Origin of the sequence: Methanothermobacter defluvii (genome assembly GCF_003385755.1) — an archaeon.
GTDB classification, from domain to species: domain Archaea; phylum Methanobacteriota; class Methanobacteria; order Methanobacteriales; family Methanothermobacteraceae; genus Methanothermobacter; species Methanothermobacter thermautotrophicus.
The window spans coordinates 788,866-809,778 of record NZ_QREL01000001.1 but is presented as its reverse complement, the minus strand read 5'-3'; the positions used below and the strand labels follow the sequence as shown (position 1 = coordinate 809,778).

17 protein-coding genes are annotated in these 20,913 nt (G+C 42.3%); 7 read left to right on the top strand and 10 right to left on the bottom strand.

From position 1 onward, the window contains the following. The first annotated feature begins 101 nt into the window (after positions 1–101). A complete protein-coding gene (locus tag C7452_RS04325) occupies positions 102–506 on the top strand; it encodes a thermonuclease family protein (protein ID WP_115892528.1) in 405 nt (134 codons plus the stop codon). 368 nt (positions 507–874) lie between these two features. On the opposite strand, the gene C7452_RS04320 is transcribed toward C7452_RS04325, so the two are convergent. Further along, positions 875–1,117, bottom strand: coding sequence for a hypothetical protein (locus tag C7452_RS04320; protein ID WP_211305651.1), 243 nt, complete (start codon positions 1,115–1,117; stop codon positions 875–877). A 202-nt stretch (positions 1,118–1,319) separates the two neighbouring features. Continuing rightward, positions 1,320–3,068: a hypothetical protein gene (locus tag C7452_RS04315; protein ID WP_170130287.1), complete on the bottom strand. Its 1,749-nt coding sequence runs from the start codon at positions 3,066–3,068 to the stop codon at positions 1,320–1,322. A gap of 43 nt (positions 3,069–3,111) precedes the next feature. On the opposite strand from C7452_RS04315, the gene C7452_RS04310 reads away from it, so the two are divergent. The 4 genes from C7452_RS04310 to C7452_RS04295 are packed head-to-tail and all read left to right on the top strand — an operon-like array spanning position 3,112 to position 8,115. Continuing rightward, complete coding sequence (locus C7452_RS04310) at positions 3,112–4,749, top strand: McrB family protein (RefSeq protein ID WP_115892331.1); 1,638 nt, start codon at positions 3,112–3,114, stop codon at positions 4,747–4,749. A 9-nt stretch (positions 4,750–4,758) separates the two neighbouring features. After that, positions 4,759–6,465, top strand: coding sequence for a DUF2357 domain-containing protein (locus tag C7452_RS04305; RefSeq protein WP_115892330.1), 1,707 nt, complete (start codon positions 4,759–4,761; stop codon positions 6,463–6,465). Between the two features lie 49 nt (positions 6,466–6,514). After that, positions 6,515–7,621: a hypothetical protein gene (locus tag C7452_RS04300; protein WP_115892329.1), complete on the top strand. Its 1,107-nt coding sequence runs from the start codon at positions 6,515–6,517 to the stop codon at positions 7,619–7,621. Beyond that, complete coding sequence (locus C7452_RS04295; protein WP_115892328.1) at positions 7,618–8,115, top strand: DUF6884 domain-containing protein; 498 nt, start codon at positions 7,618–7,620, stop codon at positions 8,113–8,115. Before C7452_RS04300 ends, C7452_RS04295 begins: the two co-directional genes overlap by 4 nt. On the opposite strand, the gene C7452_RS04290 is transcribed toward C7452_RS04295, so the two are convergent. The 6 genes from C7452_RS04290 to C7452_RS04265 form a co-directional block, all read right to left on the bottom strand. Then, a complete protein-coding gene (locus C7452_RS04290) occupies positions 8,092–12,285 on the bottom strand; it encodes a coiled-coil domain-containing protein (protein ID WP_115892327.1) in 4,194 nt (1,397 codons plus the stop codon). The two genes, C7452_RS04295 and C7452_RS04290, sit on opposite strands and share 24 nt — an antisense overlap. Positions 12,286–12,299: 14 nt before the next feature. Further along, a complete protein-coding gene (locus tag C7452_RS04285; RefSeq protein WP_115892326.1) occupies positions 12,300–13,883 on the bottom strand; it encodes an ATP-binding protein in 1,584 nt (527 codons plus the stop codon). A gap of 111 nt (positions 13,884–13,994) precedes the next feature. Beyond that, positions 13,995–15,095, bottom strand: coding sequence for a DNA double-strand break repair nuclease NurA (locus tag C7452_RS04280; protein WP_115892325.1), 1,101 nt, complete (start codon positions 15,093–15,095; stop codon positions 13,995–13,997). Next, on the bottom strand, positions 15,092–16,243 hold the full coding sequence (locus tag C7452_RS04275) for a tRNA-guanine transglycosylase (RefSeq protein ID WP_170130286.1): 1,152 nt from the start codon (positions 16,241–16,243) through the stop codon (positions 15,092–15,094). Before C7452_RS04275 ends, C7452_RS04280 begins: the two co-directional genes overlap by 4 nt. Before the next feature lie 239 nt (positions 16,244–16,482). Further along, a complete protein-coding gene (locus tag C7452_RS04270; RefSeq protein ID WP_115892323.1) occupies positions 16,483–16,830 on the bottom strand; it encodes a roadblock/LC7 domain-containing protein in 348 nt (115 codons plus the stop codon). An 11-nt stretch (positions 16,831–16,841) separates the two neighbouring features. After that, complete coding sequence (locus tag C7452_RS04265) at positions 16,842–17,867, bottom strand: H(2)-dependent methylenetetrahydromethanopterin dehydrogenase-related protein (protein WP_115892322.1); 1,026 nt, start codon at positions 17,865–17,867, stop codon at positions 16,842–16,844. A 232-nt stretch (positions 17,868–18,099) separates the two neighbouring features. Here C7452_RS04265 and C7452_RS04260 point away from each other — a divergent pair, with 232 nt between their 5' ends. After that, positions 18,100–18,870: a potassium channel family protein gene (locus C7452_RS04260; protein WP_115892321.1), complete on the top strand. Its 771-nt coding sequence runs from the start codon at positions 18,100–18,102 to the stop codon at positions 18,868–18,870. A 2-nt stretch (positions 18,871–18,872) separates the two neighbouring features. On the opposite strand, the gene C7452_RS04255 is transcribed toward C7452_RS04260, so the two are convergent. Then, a complete protein-coding gene (locus C7452_RS04255) occupies positions 18,873–19,517 on the bottom strand; it encodes a heavy metal-binding domain-containing protein (RefSeq protein WP_245942831.1) in 645 nt (214 codons plus the stop codon). Positions 19,518–19,693: 176 nt separating this feature from the next. After that, positions 19,694–20,026 (bottom strand): YbjQ family protein, encoded by a 333-nt coding sequence (locus C7452_RS04245; RefSeq protein ID WP_115892527.1) that lies wholly within the window; start codon positions 20,024–20,026, stop codon positions 19,694–19,696. Positions 20,027–20,519: 493 nt separating this feature from the next. Between C7452_RS04245 and C7452_RS04240 the strand changes: the two genes are divergently transcribed. Next, complete coding sequence (locus tag C7452_RS04240) at positions 20,520–20,885, top strand: PsbP-related protein (RefSeq protein WP_245942866.1); 366 nt, start codon at positions 20,520–20,522, stop codon at positions 20,883–20,885. Positions 20,886–20,913: the final 28 nt, after the last annotated feature.

The following is a 20,913-nucleotide window of genomic DNA, read 5'->3' as shown; positions in this document are numbered from 1 at the left end:
TGAAGAGGTATGTTTTAATTGTGATGCTTGTCCTGATGGTTGCGGGCTGCGTCTCAGGGGATGGTAACTACACCTACAATGAGGGTGTCCAGGACATCAATGTGGATAATCCTGTTAATGATTCATGGGCCAGTGATTCCCAGGATAAGGTTAACGGTACCGGTGAGAAAAGATCAAACTACGAGGCATCAGGGTACTGCTACCATGTGGTTGATGGTGACACCATAGACGTGGAGGGCGTCGGGAGGATACGCCTTGTGGGGGTTAACACACCTGAGCGTGGACAGCCAGGCTACAGGGAGGCGAAGGACTTCGTTAAGTCCATGTGCCTTGGAAGAACAGTCCAGCTGGACATCGATGATGCCAAGAGACATGACAGGTATGGGAGGGTCCTTGCAGTTGTCTATGTTGAGGGTGTCAACCTCAACAGGGAGCTCCTCAGGCGTGGCTATGCCGAGGTAATGTACATACCACCCTCTGAGTTTAACCCCTACGGGTGGACCTGATAAAAGACGTTGATAACTTGCTAAAATTCTTAGATCACTCCTTTATTTTAATTTCAAGGCCCTCTCTTGAAAATTCTGGGTCTATATAACTTATTTGTGTTTTTATTATTTCCCTCATCTTTGATGATATTATTTTTTTCTCCTCGCAATCCCTATTTCATGTTCCATTCTTGGCTGATTTTAACTGTCGGTTATTGATTACTTCGTCAGCGGTATAACGAATTAATCTACTCATTTTCATGTTCTAAAAAGTGCTATAGTACACACTACTACTAAAGTACTACTGTCATTTAGAAAATGATGAGTTTAACGTTATAAGATAAAAAGGGTAGAAAAGGTATTATAAGGTGGTACGCGTTTTATTAATTTTATCCGGTATTGATCTCTTTAGCTGTGTTATATGCGTCATATATCCCATATATCCAAATTATTGGTGTCGTGACCAGACCTATAAAGACGAAAATTAAAACCCATGATATGATATATACCACCATTAGAACAAGTCCTTTGCCGATTTCACCATTATAGATTTGGCCTAAACCAACCCATAGTGCAGATAATACGGCAGCAACTCCTGGATTTTTCTGTCCTATGTATCCAATTTGTCTCACGCCACATTTAGGGCACATATCTCGGCCTTTTCATCTATTTCAGCTCCACAATTCACACAATATTTAGTGCCCATCGTACACAACCCCTTTCCTTTTAATCTTTCTACTTGAAATATAGATTTTTTTATTAAATGTACATACAACCCTCTGAGTTTAACCCCTACGGGTGGACCTGATATGTACTAATCAGAGAAGTTAAAGGTCACTCCCACCCCTCAATGATCCTCTGTTTCAGTACGCGGAACTCCTCGTCCTCAAGCAACCTTCCATCCTTTACCATGTGCCCCCTGAGGGTCCTCAAAATGAATGATACCACAGCATGACCTATCATATCTCCCTTAAGACCATATGGGGGCCTGGAGAGGAACCTCATCTCAGCCACGGGGTCAAGGTCTCCCCTTGAAAATTTTTCAACGGTCACATCGACCATGGTCTTAAGGGGGTGGTAAACCTCTGGAAGGAGGTTAAGGTTCTCATCAACTATCCAGTCACCCCTGGGGCCCCTGAGGATGTGGGCCACGAAACGGAATAATCCACTCCCTGTTTTCCTTTTGAACTCTTCAAGATTCTCAGAGAAGAAGAATATTTCAAAAACCTTCGGGTAATTTCCAGTTTTCCAGAGGTTCCTGTTTCCACGTATCTCAGGCAGGTTTTCAGGGCCAGAGTGGAAGATCCTCCTTGAAAGCTCACTGTTTATCAACTCACTGAGGCCATAAAGCTTATCTTCCCTACCTGATTCACCGTTGAGGTACCACTGGAAACCTGAGTCCATCATATCCCCAACCCATGCCGATATGATCCTCTCTGCAACCTCACCGTGTTCAGAATCACCTGAACTCAGTAAGAGGGTCATGTGGTCGAGGAGGAGCTCATAGGTCTCAGCTGTCATTGAGGCGTCAGGGGATACCATGAGAACGTTGTCCGGTCCTTCGAGGGTTGCGGGGGGCATCCCATCATGGATCCTCAGTATGAGGGCGACCCTGATATCCGGTCCGGAGTCATGAGGGTCATCATATGAAACCTCAGGATTCACTGTGGACGCATACCTTATCCTGAGCTCTCTGAGTGAGAAACCCTTCAGGAACCCCTCAAGGTCATCCCTCCTTTCGCCTAAAAGTTTTTCAGGTTCGCGTATTATTGATTCGTTCAGCTTATCCCGGAATCTGACATCCTCTGGATTCAGATCCGGCCTTTCAGTGCTGTAAGTCCTGAGCGAGGATATATAGCCGTCAAGTATTTCGGTTGAGGATCTTCCATCCAGATGGATGACACCGTCAGTCAGTGTAATTGAGGGGGACTCCTGCAGTTTAAGAGTGAGTGATTCCTCACTGATCCCGAAGAGTCTGAAGGGACCTCCGGGGCAGTCATCACCGTAAAGGTATTCCAGTTCAATCTCCCATGTGTCGATCTCCTCTGCGAGCTTGTAGAGTGCATAGGCCACCACATGGTGGTCCAGATCATCCAGATGTATCCTTTTAATCTGCGTATTTCTGGTCTTACCCATGGAGAGGATGGCGCCTAGACGTGAGTTTTCGAACATGTTGATGAGGGCTGAAACCGGATTTTTAATAGTTGAGTCCTTCAGATCTCCAAGATCCGCCCTTATGGTCTCAATGACACCATTTTTATCGAGGTACTCATCGAAACCCACATGGTCACAGAAGAGCTTAACGATGGGGGATCCATGGTACAGGTTGACCCAGAGGATCTGCCACGCTGCCACGGGTTCCAGGAAGTAGAGCTCCCTGATCCTCCTGAAGAGGGGGGTTACTCTTTTCCCGGCCATGAGACCGGCATCAGCCAGCCAGGACCTGACAGCCTTCACCTGTACCGGACCCAGATTGTTCTTTTCATACCATTTATCCTCATGGGTGAAGATTAATGGCATCCATTCATCCCTGAGGCCAAATGTGGAGTACCTGTCAATTCCCCTTAATTCTCCGGTTTTCATCATAAATTAAATATTGAACCGGGAATAAATAAGGCTGTGGGGTGTGAACTTGATCAGATACGTTAATCTCAGAATAATATCAGACAGGGATGAGATAGAATCCCAGCAGAAAAGGCTGGAAAATATTCTGAAGGAGAGAGCAGACAAGGTCGTTGAGGGGGGAGCCGGTTTTCAGGGGGGTGAGGAGAAGGGTAAGGTATACTGGATGTCTGACCTTGGCATATGGTACATGACCCGATTCATAGAGGGGAGCAGATACTGGAACGGTTTCGGGACAGAGGAGCCAGAGGAGGGGAGGAACAAGCCCAGTGTATGTGAAATAAATATTCCTCCTGAAGGAATAAAACGCAACATAGGAGGAGCATTTGCTCGGGACCCTCTTGGAAACTATTATATTGTACATAGAGGCAAAATTGGAGGCAATTACAGCAAAAAAATATTTGAAGACAACTATACGGGTGAATGGACTCCTGTAATTGATGGTGACAGTGAAAGCAGGGTTGTGGTCATAGGAAAAATTGATGAAACCATCCCTGAGAAGATAAGGGACTTTGTATATGAGGTTCAGAGAATAAAGGGCATGAAAGCTGATTCTAATCTTGAAGAAAATTTTAAAAAAACGGAAACAGACATTTACCAGCACCCTGACAGAGGAAAGGGGACAGACTTTTACCAGTACCTGCAGATTCATGGTTATCATTTCAGACCTGAACTCGTTGAGAACTTCCTCCTCTCCCTCAAGGTCAAACCCTTCGTGATACTGACAGGTAACTCAGGTACAGGTAAGACGAAGCTTGCACAGCTATACGGCCGTTACATCTCCACAGAGGATTATAAAAGGTACCTGGTTGTCCCGGTGGGTGCCAACTGGACCGAGACGAGGCACATCTTCGGCTACCTCAACATCATGACAGGGAAATACCAGAGCACCCCGGCCCTGGACTTCATCATTAGGGCCTCTGAGGACCCTGACAACCCATACATACTGATACTCGACGAGATGAACCTCTCACACGTCGAACGCTACTTCTCTGACTTCCTGTCGGCCATGGAGAGCAAGGAACCAGTCCCCCTCCACGATGACCCTGAATCTGAGTTCCCATCAATGATAGAGATACCTGACAACCTCATGGTCGTGGGAACAGTCAACGTGGATGAGACCACCTACATGTTCTCACCGAAGGTCCTTGACCGTGCCAACACCCTAGAATTCGAGACCCTCAGGCCAGGAGAATACCTTAACGGCACCCCCCATGACCAGGGGCCAGCAGGGGACACAGAATTCCTTGAAGATATCATGGAGTACAACCATGAGAACCTAGAGGACGACCTCCACATGATATGGGAGGAACTTGTGGCTGAACTTGACTTCTTCCATGAAACCCTCACAGCCCCGGGATTCGACTTCGGCTTCAGGGTGACAGATGAGATCCTGAAATTCATGCATGCAGCCTGGATCTACGAGAAAAAACCCCGTAACTGGGAAAACTGGGAGCGCTATCTGGACGCCCAGATCAAACAGAAGATCCTCCCCAAGATCCACGGCCCCGAAAGACTCCTCAGGGATACGCTGGAGGAACTCAGAGAACACTGCAGGGACAGGTTCCCTGAATCAGAGAAGAAGCTTGAGGAGATGCAGAACACACTGAAAACCCAGCGCTACGTCTCCTTCATCAGGTAGTGATCACCGATGGATCAGGAGATAATCATAGAATTCAATGCAGGGAGACTGAGGATAAATGGAGGTCCAGCCCCCATGGAGGTACCCATCAGGACAGTGGATGTCAGCGGCTACCCCGTGAGGCTCATAAATGTCCCCATGGTTGACAGGCCCGGACTGAAGCCCATCGAACACTGCCCCTACTACGACAACCTCAGTGAGATAATGCTCCTGGAGGAGACAGAATACCAGGTACTCTTCGAAGTTGAAGGATCCCTCGAGGATGTGGAGGTCCTCCCCCATGTAGATGAACTCTTCAGGAGGATCCGCTTCAAATTCAGGGACAGGGTGGCGGGTATACTCAACTTCAGGAGCTACGCCGGTAAATCCTTCCTCGACATTGAGACACCGGAGGGCCATGAATCCATACCCATCGAGGTGAGGTCAAAGAAGATAAACTACCATGAACAGTACCCTGCAATGCTGGCAGACCTCTCAGACGAGATATCCTCCCTCATCCTCGAGGCCGACTCATCCATATTCCAGACATTCACCCCCTCAGGTGAGGATGACAGGACACTCTACGAGGACTTCCTTTTACTTGAGTACCTCTTCAGACCCGAGAACCTCCCGGCTGCAGCTGAACACATAAACCACAGTTTCTATTCCGGCCTTAAACGTGAGGTTCAGTTTGTACCGGCAGGGCTGGCCTCTGTGGTGGACCCCAGCGGACTGGTGGATGTAGTCTCAGACCCGGCCAGTGTAGATGCAGAGGGGAACATAGGGAACCTTCCACAGCTGAACCTGCGGGAGACGCCTGACACTCCAGAGAACCGCTTCTACAGGTACTTCCTGGAATCACTGGAGGACAGGATACTCTCCCTCCGTGAATCCGCCCCTGAGGGTTACATAAGGGACTCACTGGAGGGGTTCCTGGGTGAGGTGAACCTCCTTCTCTCTGCAGGGTGGCTGATGGATGTTGGTGAACTCCAGGTCCTTCCCCTGAACTCACAGGTCCTCCAGAAGAGGGAGGGCTACAGGGACATTCTCAGATACTTCTTCATGCTTGACCTCGCACTCAGGTTCACCTGGGAGGAACTTGAGGAGAGTATAAGGGGCTTTGAGAGGAGGCTCAGTGAACTCTATGAGTACTGGTGCTACTTCCGGATCCTCAGGATCCTGGAGGACATAACCGGGCAGAGGGTTGACCCCGGAGACATATTCATCAGGGACGGCTGGAAGGTGAGACTGAAGACCGGGAACTCCATACTCAGGTTCAGGATGGATGACACCGAGATAGCCCTCTCCTACAATGGAAGGTTCACCGGGAACACCCGCTGCAGGTCCTATTCACTTCCCTTCAAACCTGACTACTCCATACTGGTGGCTGTGGATGAGTGCACCTTCTTCATACACCTGGATGCGAAGTACCGGTCCACTGTGAGGCCCGATGACCTCTATGAGAGTATTGATATGAGGGACTCTGAGGAGGAACTTGAGAGGAGGTTCAGGGACGGTGACGTGTACAAGATGCACAGCTACAAGGATGCAATACTGCGCAGTGTGGGAGCCTACATACTTTACCCAGGGGATAAAGAGATAATATTTCAGGAGGATAACTCTGAAGTGCCGTCCGTAGGAGCATTTCCATTAAATCCCGGTGAAAACATTAATGAAGAAAAGAGACTCAGAGATTTCATTGAAACTGTGATTCTTAACATCAAAAATTTAATCTAATTTGTTCTTTAATATTGAATATCTATTATTCACACAATAGGGTGATTTAATGCCAGGCCTAGAATTCAAAAAAGACCCCGTGTTCCTGCCCTATATTGCAGGATACTTTGATGCTAGAGGTTCATTCATCGTTGACAAACAGAATAATATCACAATGAATTTTTATGGGAACGTAGACTTCCTGGAAGAACTTAATTCTCTTTTTAAAGTTGGGAGCATCACATTAACTCCAAGTTCAGCCTGGAAAATCATGAACAGGGACATACCTAAAGTTTTAGATAACATTAACCAGTATATAATAATAAAGAAAGATCAGGCCATGGAGATCATTGAGGCGCTTAAGAACAAAGATCAGTATATTAGTATAAATGAGCCGCCTGAAGATATAGATTTTTTTGATTACGCTGAAGAAGAATGGCTTTATTTCTATATTGTTGGATATTTCGATGGCCTATCCCGCTGGAGTTTAAAGAAACACCCAAAATCAAATGAATATTATCTTCAGATAAGTCTCATATCCCGATACTCAGATCTAGTTATACTCCTCTATGAGTTATTTAATGTAGGGTATATCCTTCCATACAATGATAAGTTTAAGTTTATGGCTGTGTCCCAGGATTCACTGGATCTAATAAAAAAATTGGAACCCTTTTTGCTAAACAAGAAACTTGAATTGGAGATGGCGCTGAAATTCAAAAAGTTTCTAGATTCAGGTAAATACAAAGAGATAGAGAAACTCACTGGTGAATTAAAATCAAGTAAAAAGCAGGATTCAAATACTACAATGATACTTAACTTGTGTGAAAAATTATTTAAAAAGGTTACATCTAAAAGTAAATCCTTTGAAATAAGCAAATCAAGGTTCTGCCAGGAAGCTATTCACTATTCATATGCCAATTTAGATTCATTTAAGATCACTGAAGATTTATGTGGAGAAGAAAAAAAGAATTTTCAGGTAGCGATCAATATCGATGAGTATCTAGAGGAAAAAATAAAGGTTTTGTCCAGCTTCGATGAATACAAAAGTTCTGCAATAAGGAGAGCCTTAACCCTTTATTTAAAGGATCTAGAAATTGAAAAGGAAGATAATGAGTTAAATGAAGATATCGATCCTCTGGATTTACTTGAAGAACTAAAAAAAGGAGGACCTTATTGATTCCCCCAAGACTTCCAGCTTCAAAAAAGTGGAGAAAAGCTTTAGAAAAAGATTTTGGGTTTACTTGCATTTCATCCCAAAACGAAATAGTGGATCCTTATAGTGTCCTATGGACAACTTCTTGCTCAAAGACAAAACAAAAAAAGGTTGGAACGCCTAAAGAGTTCTATAGAGGTCGTTATCATAATTCGTTCTATGAATATGTTGAAAAAAATAAGCTCACGTATGGTATACTTTCTGATAAATATGGAATTCATATGTTTGATGAGGAACTGGAATATTATGATATACATCCACATGAGTTAACCATGGAGAAAAAAGAAGAATTAGGAAATCTTCTTCGAAAAAAGGCAAAAAAATATGGGTTTGAAGAAATACTTTTCTATTATCCGAGTCCCCTGATGTCTAAACCCTACTTTGAAATCCTGTGGTTTTCCAGATTAAAAGTTTATTATACGACTAAATTAAGTTTAACTAGGGAAATAGAACCCTAGTTTAATATAACCCTTTTGAATGAGGCCTTCATGGGCCTTTTCAAAATCTATATCTTTTTCTAAAGCTCTTTCTTTAATTTTCTCATAGTCTATAACACCTTTTCCTTTCATGGAGTCTATTTCTTTTAAAAGCTCCAGTTCATCAGAACTCAGATAATTTTTCATTCCCCTTTCAAATTCATTCCTAACTTCTGATTTTAAACTATCTATCCTTGATGCAGGGACTTCCTGATCTTTAATGTCCTCCTTTAGGGTTTCCTTAAAGTTTCCTATTAAAGACTCAAGTTCGGTTCTCAAATCTTCATCAATCTTAACTAGTTCTAGAACCCTTTCATAGTCATTAATAAATTCTAACTGCATTTCTCGGTAATTTTTCCATATTTCCATTATATCATGCTGGTTGGTCCTCAATTTAAGACCTAACTCCGTTAAATGCTCCAGAACGTCACGAAAAGAACCTCTCTGAAGACTAATACCTTGGTATTCTCCCTTAATAGTCTCAAATTCCATTAAATGTTTACCTAATTCCTTTTTTTCGCCATCATCAAAGACTCTCTTAGCAACATTCAAAATTTGTTCATTCTCATCAATTCTTTCCAATAAGCTCTTTTCTCTTTGCATTAACTCATCAAAATGATATAATAGTTCATCAACCTTTTCTAGCCTATCTCGTAGTTTATAAACACGTTCTTTTACTTTTTCTTTTAGTTCATTTAGATTTCGAGGATTAATTCTCTCTTCAGGTGTATCTACTCCAATTGAATGCAGTTCTTTGAAGAGTTCATTTGTCAGTTCTAATTTGGGTTCCTCTCGAATAGAACTTAATTTTACTAAAACATCTTGTTTTTTTCTTTTAAGTTCTTCAATTTTCTTCAATGATGGTCTTAAACGAGCATCTATCTCAATTTTTTTTGTATTAAATTCCTTTTCTTCTTTTCTAAGGAAGTAAAGCTTTAAATTATAATAATATGCTGATGAAGGAGAATTATTAAATTTAAATTCATCCAGAGCAGCAGCTTCAAGATTCGAAATTGTATTTTCCAGTTCTTCTCTTGAGCATTCTTTTCCATATAATCCCTTCACGCGCTCAAAATGCTGTGAAAGTCTATCGTATTCCTTAATACCTTCAACACCACCATCAATTTTTAAGTGCAGGACCTTTTCACAGTCCCCTAAAATCCTCCTAATATCTCTTTCAATTTCGTTTTTCATGTTTTCAATGTTTTCAAAAGATTTTTTACATTCTTTAGATGCATTTTCAATAAAGGTCTTCAAACAGCGCTGGTTTTTCTTACAGTAAAATATCTCCATTAAAAGCTTTTTACATATGAAAATTTTTGTTAAAACAGCTTCCTTATAATCAGGGTGCGAATAATAATCTTCTATAAACGAATAATTTTCCTGAATAAATTCCTTAAACTCATCTAATGTAATAAGCTTATGACCCCTCTTCTTGGTCATAAAAACGTGGGCAAAACTTTTGTATAAATTATTCTTTCCCTCAAGTTCCTTGTTGAATCTATTTAAGTAATTTTTGAGCTCTTCATATTCTGTTTCTGGGTTTGTAATTTCTATCTCATTTTTATTTATTTTATTTATTTTATTTTTATACTCTAAAATGTTCAGGAAGAGGTCCGAAAAAATGTTTTTGCTCTTTGATTTAAGTATAAAGTAAAGTTTAAGGTCATTAGCTCGAATTTTACCCTTTTTCTTAATGATTTCATATATTCTTTTTTCAACAGGATGCTCAATTGCCTTATATTTATCTCCATTCACCCTCTCCAAAAATCCATGCTCATATAACTCATTAGATATTTCTATAATTTCCTTTGGGGAATCCTCAAGGTCGCTGGCAATAAACCCCTTCTTGGTTCCGTAAAACTTGAATTTTAGTATGCCTTCTAGATTTTTATTTAAAACTTCCTCTGGAGAAAGTGGTTCATTTATATAATTTAAGTATAGTTTAAGTGTATCAGCAAATTTGGGTAAGCTTTTTGTTGCTATCTGTTCTACAACTAATCCTTTCTCTTTTTGGTTTTTAAGCCATTCCTTAATCGTCTCTTTAAGTTTTAATTCATCAAAAATCTTTCCAAATTCTATATCACGTAATGATTCATCGACGGAATCTTTAGGAGCCCTATATGAACATAAAAGGCGCTTAGTCAATGTTTGATGGAGATGAAGTTTAATGACTTTATCTAAATCCTTTTCTGAAAGACTTTCACGGGCTTTTCCTGTAAAGTCTCCACTATATACAAGTAAACAGCCATGAATGCTAAAATCATTCTTTAAAATTTCAGCAATTTCTTGAATATGGTCTTCTTTAACATCTCCCTGCACAAATTTGGTAAGTAATTTAAAATCAACTTCTATATCTGGATCATATAAATTTAATAACGTCTTATCTGAATCATTAATATCTGCCACGGTTATGTTTTCATATTTTTTAAGACCATCAATAAATGCCCTTTCAATATTATTTTTGTATTCTTCTGCAAGGTTAAGGGAGATTCTTCTCCACAGTGATAACCTTTCATCCTTTTTAAGTATGTATCCAAGGAACCGTGGAATGGGAGTAGGATACAAGATATCTAAGAGCGTGTTTGAGATTATGAGGTATCTCCTATTCTCATCTACCATGCCTTTAAAGAGACTCTCCATTTCAAGTAAGTAATCCTTACTTACCTCATTTTTAAATAATTCTCTAAGACCTTCTTCAGTAGCTGGAAGGAATATCCTCTGAGTTAAAGAATCTGAATCAAAGTCAAAAAATGTTATTGAGTCCTCAAATTGATCTAATGGTTCAGAATAATCCCCTATTAGAAGTACCTCTTTTTGTAAGATATCATCCGTTTTTATGTAATCACTCAATTTTTCTTTAATTTTCTCAAAGGTTAAATCTTCTCTGACTGGAAAGACCTCTATAATAGCTTCATCAATGCCATAATCCCTCTTTATTTTTTCGTTGATAATTCGCCTAAATTTATAAACATCTGCCTCATCGACTTTAACAAGTTCTGTGAGCTCTTGAACCGTGAATGGTCTTAAATAAGCAATTAAAATAGTGAATAGTTTCTTTAAAGACTCTATTTTATTTTTATCATCAGACAATTCAGATGTATCCTCAAGATATTCTATGATACTTTTATAGTTCCCTGAATCAATGCAAGGACTTTGGCCGCCAAAAACATATATGTCTGTCTCCTTTAAAAATTCAATAAAATTGTCATATTCAACTACTTCAAAAAAGTCTTCGTCATAATGTGCAAATTTGTTCAAAAGTTTAATTAACAAGCTCTTTAGGTTACCAAGATTTCCTAGACTTAATCTATGGAGAGTATCAAATATTCCTATGTCACCCATGGGGTAAGGGTTGGGTTCTTTTCCATCGTATATTTCAGAGATGTAATTTCTTAAAAATTCTATAGATTCTTGCTTTCTTATGGTTGCTAATTCTACTTGATCAACCCTTCTTCCATAACCTCCTGCAATTAAACTTATTTCCGCATCTGTTTCAAGCCTATATTTAGCATCGGGTGTTAATGATATGAACAGGTGCACAGAACCCGAGAACTCACCATCGACATCTATTTCTTTATAGTTACCATTAATAAGCTCCTTAATTCCAGAAATCAAGCTTTTAATAATTTGAAGATTATTCAAAAGTTCTTCGAATTCATCTATAAATATAAACATCTTCTGTGACCCATCATAGAGCCCTAATATAGAATCAAGAGTATCCTTAATGTAGTCCTCAGGATTATCATAGATTTTTAAGGATGGTAAAAAGTTTTCATTTTCAGCGCTTACACCTTCAAATATGGTTGCAAGTGTCCTTACAGCTGAAAGAGGACTTTTTTTAATAATCTCAACTATTTCTTTGTCTTCTAAGATATTAGAAAGGGTCGATGCAGATACAAGGAATGATTTATGACCCCTATTATCTAATTCCTCTTTAATAAAACCATGATAAAGTTCCGTCTTTCCCTGGCCCCATTCACCTATTATGTTACATGCGTTCAGACCCTTAGAAACCTCACACCTCTTTATAAATGATTCTATCTTATCTATTACATGCTTTCTACTTTCTATTTCTTCAAATCCAATCCCATTACTCCCTTTTGAAACCCAAGAACCCAAATTTTTTTCTTCGAAGATCTTAGTTTTCATATTTAACACCTACCTCAAATGTAATCAAATCCTTCACGCAGTTTCTTCAGTGTTGAAATAACGTCAGTTGTACCCATAGGGTGTGGAACAATCCTATCAGCTTTAGGAATACTGATCATTAGAGGAAATGGTAACTTATTCATCTGCCCTGTTACTATCATATGACCTTGAGTTAAACGTGTCAGGCGAGTTTCAAGTGAAGAGGGCAGACCACCTGTGGCTGTTCTAACATAGGAAACATCGTCAGGAGAAATTCTATGTATGAAAAATGTGTTGCACATTGATAAAACAATTTTATCTATGAACGAAGGTCTTTGCGTTACAATGCAAAGGGATAATCCAAACTTCCTACCTTGTGTTGCAATTAAAGATAATTTATTCTTGGCCAAACTTGAGCTTATTGGGTAACTTTTATCAGGAATAAAGTTCTGAGCCTCTTCTATTAGAAAAATTAAATATCTTGTTCTGTTTTCAATTTTGTATTTGGAGAACTTGTTAAAGAGTAAATTTGCAAGGTAAGTCATTACAAGTTGTTTTACCTGGATATCAACTCCAGTTGCTCCCTCCTCCGAAAAATCAATTATTGCAATTCCACCATTTTCTGTGATATCATCTATAAATTCATCTTGTGTCAGCTCAGATTCTTTTTTTGCTGATAATATCTTATAATTGGATTCTATTTCTCTAAATTTAGCAAATGCTCTTTCAATGGCAGGTTTAGTAGCGGCTGCTATTCTTTTTGTGTCGAAGTTTCTAAGTTTTCCTATTAATTCATCATAGAGGTCATCATCAACAAAGAATTCATGTAGTGAATCGTAACCTTCATTTTCTCTGAGATAATCTAAAAGAGTAACTATGCCACTTATTTGAAGCTCTGCTCCATCTAAACTTCCTTTATGGTACATCACAATTGTTTCAGCTATCTCCTTAACGGAGAGTCTGTCAAGATCAACACCTATCACTGGTTCACCACGTAACTCACTATTTTGATAGGCTATATGAGGAAACACAAACCTTTTAACCCATCCCACAGGTCTTATTTTAGAGTCTATGTCCTGGTATGCTTGTTTAAAATACTTGTCATATTCCAGGTAATCTCCGTTTGCGTCTATAATTATCATGGGAAAGGAGACTGCGCGATTTTCACCAGCACTTATACACATAAATTTTTCAATGAGGACCCCTGTACTGAATGACTTGCCACTACCTGTTGTACCAAAAACTGCCATGTGCATTGGCACTTTTTCAATATCCAGTGGTATGGGTGCGTTTTTGTAACCAAATAAACTTCCAAACCAGACATAGCCGGGTTCATCCCGTGAAATACCGAATATGTCCTCATAGTGACTTTCAAGGTCTATTTTTAAGACTTCATCCCCTGGTTTTGGAGGATAATTGACTTCACTGTTGGGAAGTTGAATTAAAAGATCCAGTTCACAGATCTCATACTTTCTAGCTATATTGTCTGGAATATGCAGACCTTTACGGCGCGCCTCAGACCAGGGATCGTCTTCTGTATAATAAGCATTGAATGGGGTTATTTTAGCCACTCTTGAGAGTATTTTGGCCCCCATTTTGGTAGACACTAATACCATCATACCCTCATAAACATTTCCTGATTCAGAGCTTTCCAATAATTGAAATTTAGCAGTTTTCGTAGTTGCTCCACTTAAAATAGTTCCAATTTTATCTTTAATTTAAACCACCCCTTATCTCGCCTTATTCAGCATATCCATTATAATCATATCATCAACGCCAGATGCACGAGTCCTTACAAGAATCTCTTCATAGATGACCTGAGCAGCGCCTCCCCTTATTTTACACTTTTCATGGGCGATTTCAATTGGTAAAGGTATATTCTGACCTGGAAATGTCCATTCACAGGTTGCACTAACCGCATTCTGTACCCTCAGATTAAAATCACTCTTAAGATACCCCATTGGAATATCAAGACGGACAATGTCTGAGTAAGAATCTTTCTGGAAGAAGACAGAAAATATCCTAACACCATAATTTGAGTATCTTCTACTTATTTCATCGTTCAATTCAAGGGGATGCGTAAAAAGGACATCGTTATAATTGTTATCAATCCGGTATTGTGTGAAAAAATAAGCAAAAAGGCTTTTGTCTACAGAAAAAATCTTGACCAGCTCATTTCTCTTTAATCTCAAAATTTTTTCATATTCCCTTAGAAAGTGCGAATCGAGGCATTTTTTAACGCAGCCTATTAAAAAAGATTCCTCTGGGGCATTTTTTATTGCATTACATCGATATTCCACATATTCTTCGTCTATATAACCTGGAGGATCTACAACGGGTCCATCGATAAATACTATTGATTTTATATTGTTTGCATTCCAATCTTCTAATGCCTTTGTTTCCCCAAGGAGCATTCTTCTTGAAGCGTCACTGTCTACAGACTTGTTTTCATTTTCATCAATTTCCTCTATCCCTGCAGCATATACATCAACAACAGGTTCATCAAAAAAACCTTGTTCAAAGAGAATCCTTACAATCGAATAGGGAGCGTACCATATAGAACCGATACTTCCCACGGTGTAAAAACTTCCATCAATGCCAACTGTACACCATTCTTTAAAGTTATTACGATCTTTAAGATCATCTATTGTGAAAATAATTCTCTTCTGGTTAGATAAATCTTTAAATAACTCTTTTGACCTCTTTTTTATTGAAAGGGATCTCTCTCTCAGTTCAGACCCCTTTTCCATTGCACTATCAATTAGATTTATTAAAACTTCTCCATCGGTTTTATTAAATTCAATTCTTTTTTTTATTTCATCTATGTTCATATATTCACCGAGTCCAGTCTTTGATGAACCACTTCCTGAAGAGCGTAACTAAAATGCTTTGAAAAAAAGCCAGTTTTTAAGCGTTCATTACAGAAATCAAAACAGCTCCCATCAAGCAGTTTCTGATGATATAGATCCCGTTCACATATGAAGACCCAGGCATTGTGTATGGCTCTGCTCTTAAAATCAGAGTCTAATAGCCTTATTCTCTCTTCCAGTGACTTGTCTTCACAGATGGGACATTCACAAACACTTAAAAGTTCCTTATCACTTTCTGTTAATGAAGGTCTGCCGTTATTTTTATTAACGGGATATCTATCGCCAACCCCCGGCAACTGAATACACCCATATGCAGCCTTTAGCCTCCAACCCATGGAGTCTAGGGAATCGACACCCAGTGAATACATTAGATGCATAGACTTGGTACTTCCAATACCAAAAACATGGAGCAGTGAATCTGGGAACTCCTTTCTAACCATCCTTACAGAGTCTATTATAAAGTTCACACTATTCTTAAACTTCTTACTTCCTCTGCATTTGAAAATTAGAGGGACTATACTGCCCAGACCGATAATCGGAGGATTTTCATGGATATTCTTTATGTCATCACAACTTTTTTTAAGATCCTCTAAAGAATAGCCATGTACAACAGGTATTAATGGTATTTTACCGTTTTTTAACATTAAATCTGAATTCTGCAGAGTTTTGAGCCATCTTTCCCTATTTTTCATTTCATCCTCAAGGGGATTGAGAGGATGGTCAAGTACAACACCAAGATCCGGTTTCGAAATTTCATAAAGTTCAAGAATATCTTCCGGATCAACATCTAATTCATCCTTTTTCTGAAAAGAAAAACCGCCGGAATCCATTATTATTAAACCATCAAAACCCAGATATTTATGGATCCCCCTTTCACATACTTCATTGTATACTCTACGATTTCTAATAATTTCATATGCACTAACCATGACGGTTTCAATATCAAAATGATTCCACAAGTGTGGCTCAAGGGAGGGAAGATGTCCAAGCCACAATAGAGGAGTATCAATCTCCTTTTTGTTAATTTTTAACTTTGCAGATCTTACAAGAGGAAAAATGTCATCAACATATTGATCCTCAAATGAAACTTTACCATTCCATAAACTCACATAATCACCCAGATAAACATTATGGATGAAGATGATTAATCCACCCGGTTATTTACTTGCCAGCTAATATATCCTTAATCTTTACTTTTAAAGGTTTTTTATTGGCAAAATTGGAAAACTTAAAAAAGAATTGCGAAGATAGATATAATGTTTAGAACGTTAATATAAGATTTATATTAAAGTATTAATTGATGATGTTAGTACCTCCACAGAACCCCTTCTACATCTAAAAAAAGAATTTACCCGAGAAGGTCACTGACCCTCTCGGAGCTCCTCTTCATCTCTATCCTTATCATACCCAGGTTCACATCAACATCCGTTATGACAACGAGGATCCCCTCCCCTGCATCTATCATGAGGGTCTTACCACGTTTACCCTCAATCATGACCTGCTCGAGGGGCTCATGTTTTATCTCCTCGGCTGACCTCTCGGCTGTACCGAAGACCGCTGATGCCATGGCAGCCACGAGTTCAGCGTCAATGTCACCCGGGACTTCACTCTCTATTATGAGACCATCCTTACCCACAACAAGTGAGCCGTTAACACCGTTGATCCTTCCAAGGTCCTTCAGTATCCTCCCTATCAACCTGAAACCCCCTATTCAAACATCTTCCTCATGCATCTCCTTATGGTACCCTCAGCTGCACGGTCACCCATAACGGTCTTCAGTTCACCTGTAAGGGCCTGTGCAGCCACCAGGTCAGTGTGTTTAACCTCTGCACCCTCAATCCACTTCATGACGTCATCGTTGAGGTCTGAGATCTTCTTGAGGGCTGCGTCGAGTTCCTCCTGCTCATCCAGCAGGTGCATCGACCTTGCACTTTTTACGAGCAGCTCAGGGTTGATGGCGGCTGCCATCCCGTCAACACCTGATGTCTCAACCAGGGACGCCATTGTCTGGAGTGTCATGAGTATCTGCTTCTCAACCATCTCCTCGGGGGCCTTTATGATCTGTGTACCCACATAGTAGTAGTCCAGTACACCTGCAAGTGCCACCGCTGTGACCAGTGACCCCATATCAGCCACCGCTGAGGTCACATCTGCGGGTACAATGTAGGCCTTCTTGCCTGTGCTCTCTGCCAGTTCAGCGCACCTTGATACCTGTTCATCGGTTGCCATGTCCAGTTCAGCTGTGGGTCTCCCGCCGATGACGTAGTGGCCATGCTGTGGTGTCCCTGGCACGGCTGCCGGGTGCATGGAGGATACCCCCACGTCGGTCCTCTCCAGTTTGAGTTCCTTCTCGAGGACGTAGTATAGGACCACCGGTGATACCGTGCATGTGTTGGCTATGACTGAGCCCTCAGGGAGTTCAGGGAGTATCTCCCTGGCTATACTGAAGGTACCCTTACCGAAGGGGGTGAAGAGCACTGCCACTTCAGCCTCACTGGCGGCCTCCTTATCGTTATCTGTTACCGTTACACCGGCCTCCTCGACCATGCTCCACTGCTCATCGTCCAGGACTTCCCTTGAAGGTTCCGCCAGTATAACATCATGTCCGGCCATTGCAAACTCCATGGCCATCCTGCTTCCACCGTAGGGTGCCTCCCCACCATACCTTTCAGGGAGGTTCAGTTCATCGGTATATAACTTCTGATTACCAGCACCGTAGACTGTCACCTTCATTGCTATCACTCTTTTCACATTGGAAATCTACAGAAGAAAAGTTTAGTTCTGGAGCCTCACCCTATTAAAGTTTTTTCCTGATTGGGGATTTTATGGGCCCTGTTATTAACTTCAGGGCCCCTTGAATGCTTCTAGTGTCTGAAAATATTTCAGGCCATCATGGGGTGGTTATAAATAATCATCTCGACAGATAGTAATTCTGGGTCATGATTCCAGAGGTGGGGGTTTTGCCGTGAAAGATCTTCAGTCAGGGCTGAGGGTATTATTTGAGGTGGTATTCCTTGCTGTGCTGGGCCTCGATGGCTTCGCACTCTTTATAAGCGTATTCCTGCCGCTGCAGTCGGGTACCTTCCAGGCGGTGGTCCTCCTTGACCTTGCAGCCAGTGCAATGGTCTTGGTGGCCTACCTCACCCGGCCGGGGGTACGTGACAGGTGGAACGTCCCCCTCGTCGCCGCGCCCTTCTACTTCATAGGCGTGACCATCCTCGGTGTGCCGCAGCACTCACCCATACTTGCAGCCCTGAACCTGGTGAAGGTTGCCGGCATCCTCATAGCCGTCAGGGACCTTGCAGGTTCCGTGGGTGAGTTCATGAAGCGGAGCAGGCTCGGCTACGGGGTGGGACTCTTCATATCCGTTATATTCGTATTCACAATACTCTTCTACATCGTCGAAAGCCCTGTCAATCCCCTGGTGGTGACCTATGAGGACTCCCTCTGGTATGTGCTGCAGACCATAACAACGGTGGGCTACGGGGACATAGTACCTGTAACCTCCCTGGGAAGGTTCACAGGTATGGTCATAATGTTCAGCGCCATCGCATCCACGAGCCTCATAACAGCCTCCGCCACATCCACACTCCTTGAGACCCTCAGGGGGGAGCAGGAGAGGATAGAATCAAGGAGGCGGGATGAGTTCAGGGAAATCGAGGCCAGAATCAGTGGAGTTGAGGAGAGGCTTGAGAGGATAGAGGAGATGCTGGGGGAACTCAGGAAAGGACCATGATACTATTCAATGGCTGTGCCGGTTGCAGTCACAGCCACGAGCTCACCGCCAATCACCGTAACCTTAACTTCGATGTCAACAACTCCCCTGCCACCCATGGACTCTGCATCTGAGAGCATCCTCTCAACCGCCAGCCTCCTGAGTCCATCGAGGTCCCCTGGATCCCCCACGGCCTCACCAGCAGCTATACCTATCCCCACCCCATGGGGCCCATACTCCAGGGCCACGGTACCATCTCCCCCTGATAAACGATCCCCCAAACCCTTACCCAGGAGTCCCAGGGCGTATGTGATGGCAGCTGCAAGGATGAAGTTCACGGTGGTGGGGAATGCTGCCTGGAATGCCATGAGGAGGCCCCCTACCGTGAAGACATTCCACTGGATGGGTTCGGCCGGGAACAGCCAGCCATAGATGTTCACGGCGAAGAATACCAGTATGGCGCTCAGGGCACCTGTGCTGGCCCCGTATTTTCTCCCGGCGACGTATGACTCCATGAAGCCCGCAAGGAGTGGTGATACTATGTACATTATGTTGAAACCGAATATGATAAGCTCTAACTTAACAGATACCGCCGCAGATGCGAGGCCCGCTGCAAGGCCTGCCAGCACAGCCAGTATGGCCCACCTGTAACTCCTCAACTCAGACACCCTCACTCCTCATCCTCAGATTCTGGCTCCATCCAGTTCATACATCCACCCGGACACCCCTCACTCCTCATCCTCAGATTCTGGCTCCATCCAGTTCATACATCCACCCGGACACCCCTCACTCCTCATCTTCGGATTTCAGCCCCATCCAGTTCATACATCCACCCGGACACCCCTCACTCCTCATCCTCAGTGGATACTGCCGTGCCTGTGGCTGATACGAGTATGGTGTTCCCCATGGTCCCCCCGAGGTTGTGGTAGTCCAGGCGCACCCCGATGATGGCGTCTGCACCGAGCCTCTCAGCTGCACTTGCCATGGAGGACAGTGCTAGCTCCCTGGCCCTTGCAAGTTCCCTCTCATAGGCCGAGGTCCTGCCACCCACAACGTCCCTGACACCCGAGAAGATGTCCTTGTATATGTTGGCGCCTATGAGGGCATCACCCGTAACTATACCATGGTACCTGGATATCCTCTTACCATCAATCGTCTGTGAAGTCAGCATCAGCATCCTGAAGTCCTCCACCCACCTCTATGTTTAAGGGGACCCATATATCTACCGGCCTCCGGGTCCATCAGCAGATAGGTGGGAGTTTAAAGATAGGGGTGATGCCACAACGAGATAAGTGGGAGTCCATGACCCTCCCCCTGTATGGGGGTCCCCATTTAGAATTTAATCCCCTCCCGAGGAATCATTAAACAGGTGCCCGAGCTAAATCTGGAGATGGATGATGCTCATTCTTCGAGATACTCATGAAGATTAGGAATAAATAAATAGAAGGTGGGGCAGATACATTACCGTTTTAATGGGGGGAATCTATATGAGAGAACTTATAGCTGTGGGGGTTCTGCTTCTGGCCGTTATGGTTTCAGGCTGCACAACAACCACTGAAACCGGTAACCGTGCCTGACATACCATACAGGACCTACTCTGACAGTGAAATTTCCTTCAGTACCCTGAATCCTGGACCTCTGAAAATCTAACCGTCCAGACACCAAATACCATTGCCGCCGTTGCGGATCCAGCATCTGTGGAGTCATCAGGGAACATCGTAACCCTTGTGATCATACAGAGCATTCCGCTGCCATCAGGTAAGACCCTTAAGGACGTCTATGACGAGACCTACAGGTCCTTTGAACAGGAGTCAGGGTATCAGCTCATATCCGAGAGAACACTGACCATCGATGGCGTTACAGCCTACGAAAACATACACAGGATAAATGTTGATGGTGTCACTAAACAGGAACGTGCAACATGGCTCGAGAAGAACGGTAAGATATACGTCATCCTCTGCGGAACATCACCTGAAAGGTTTGATGCCGAGAACAGGAACTTCGACCTCATAACCTACTCATTCCAGGTGAAATGAAAAAACCTCATAACATGAAGGGGTAAAA

What these genes read in the sequence shown, in the direction of transcription:
- C7452_RS04315 (WP_170130287.1), bottom strand. Translation starts at nt 3,068, where the DNA reads ATGAAAACCGGAGAATTAAGGGGAATTGACAGGTACTCCACATTTGGC.
- C7452_RS04305 (WP_115892330.1), top strand. Translation starts at nt 4,759, where the DNA reads ATGGATCAGGAGATAATCATAGAATTCAATGCAGGGAGACTGAGGATA.
- C7452_RS04300 (WP_115892329.1), top strand. Translation starts at nt 6,515, where the DNA reads ATGCCAGGCCTAGAATTCAAAAAAGACCCCGTGTTCCTGCCCTATATT.
- C7452_RS04290 (WP_115892327.1), bottom strand. Translation starts at nt 12,285, where the DNA reads ATGAAAACTAAGATCTTCGAAGAAAAAAATTTGGGTTCTTGGGTTTCA.
- C7452_RS04285 (WP_115892326.1), bottom strand. Translation starts at nt 13,883, where the DNA reads ATGATGGTATTAGTGTCTACCAAAATGGGGGCCAAAATACTCTCAAGA.
- C7452_RS04280 (WP_115892325.1), bottom strand. Translation starts at nt 15,095, where the DNA reads ATGAACATAGATGAAATAAAAAAAAGAATTGAATTTAATAAAACCGAT.
- C7452_RS04265 (WP_115892322.1), bottom strand. Translation starts at nt 17,867, where the DNA reads ATGAAGGTGACAGTCTACGGTGCTGGTAATCAGAAGTTATATACCGAT.
- C7452_RS04245 (WP_115892527.1), bottom strand. Translation starts at nt 20,026, where the DNA reads ATGCTGATGCTGACTTCACAGACGATTGATGGTAAGAGGATATCCAGG.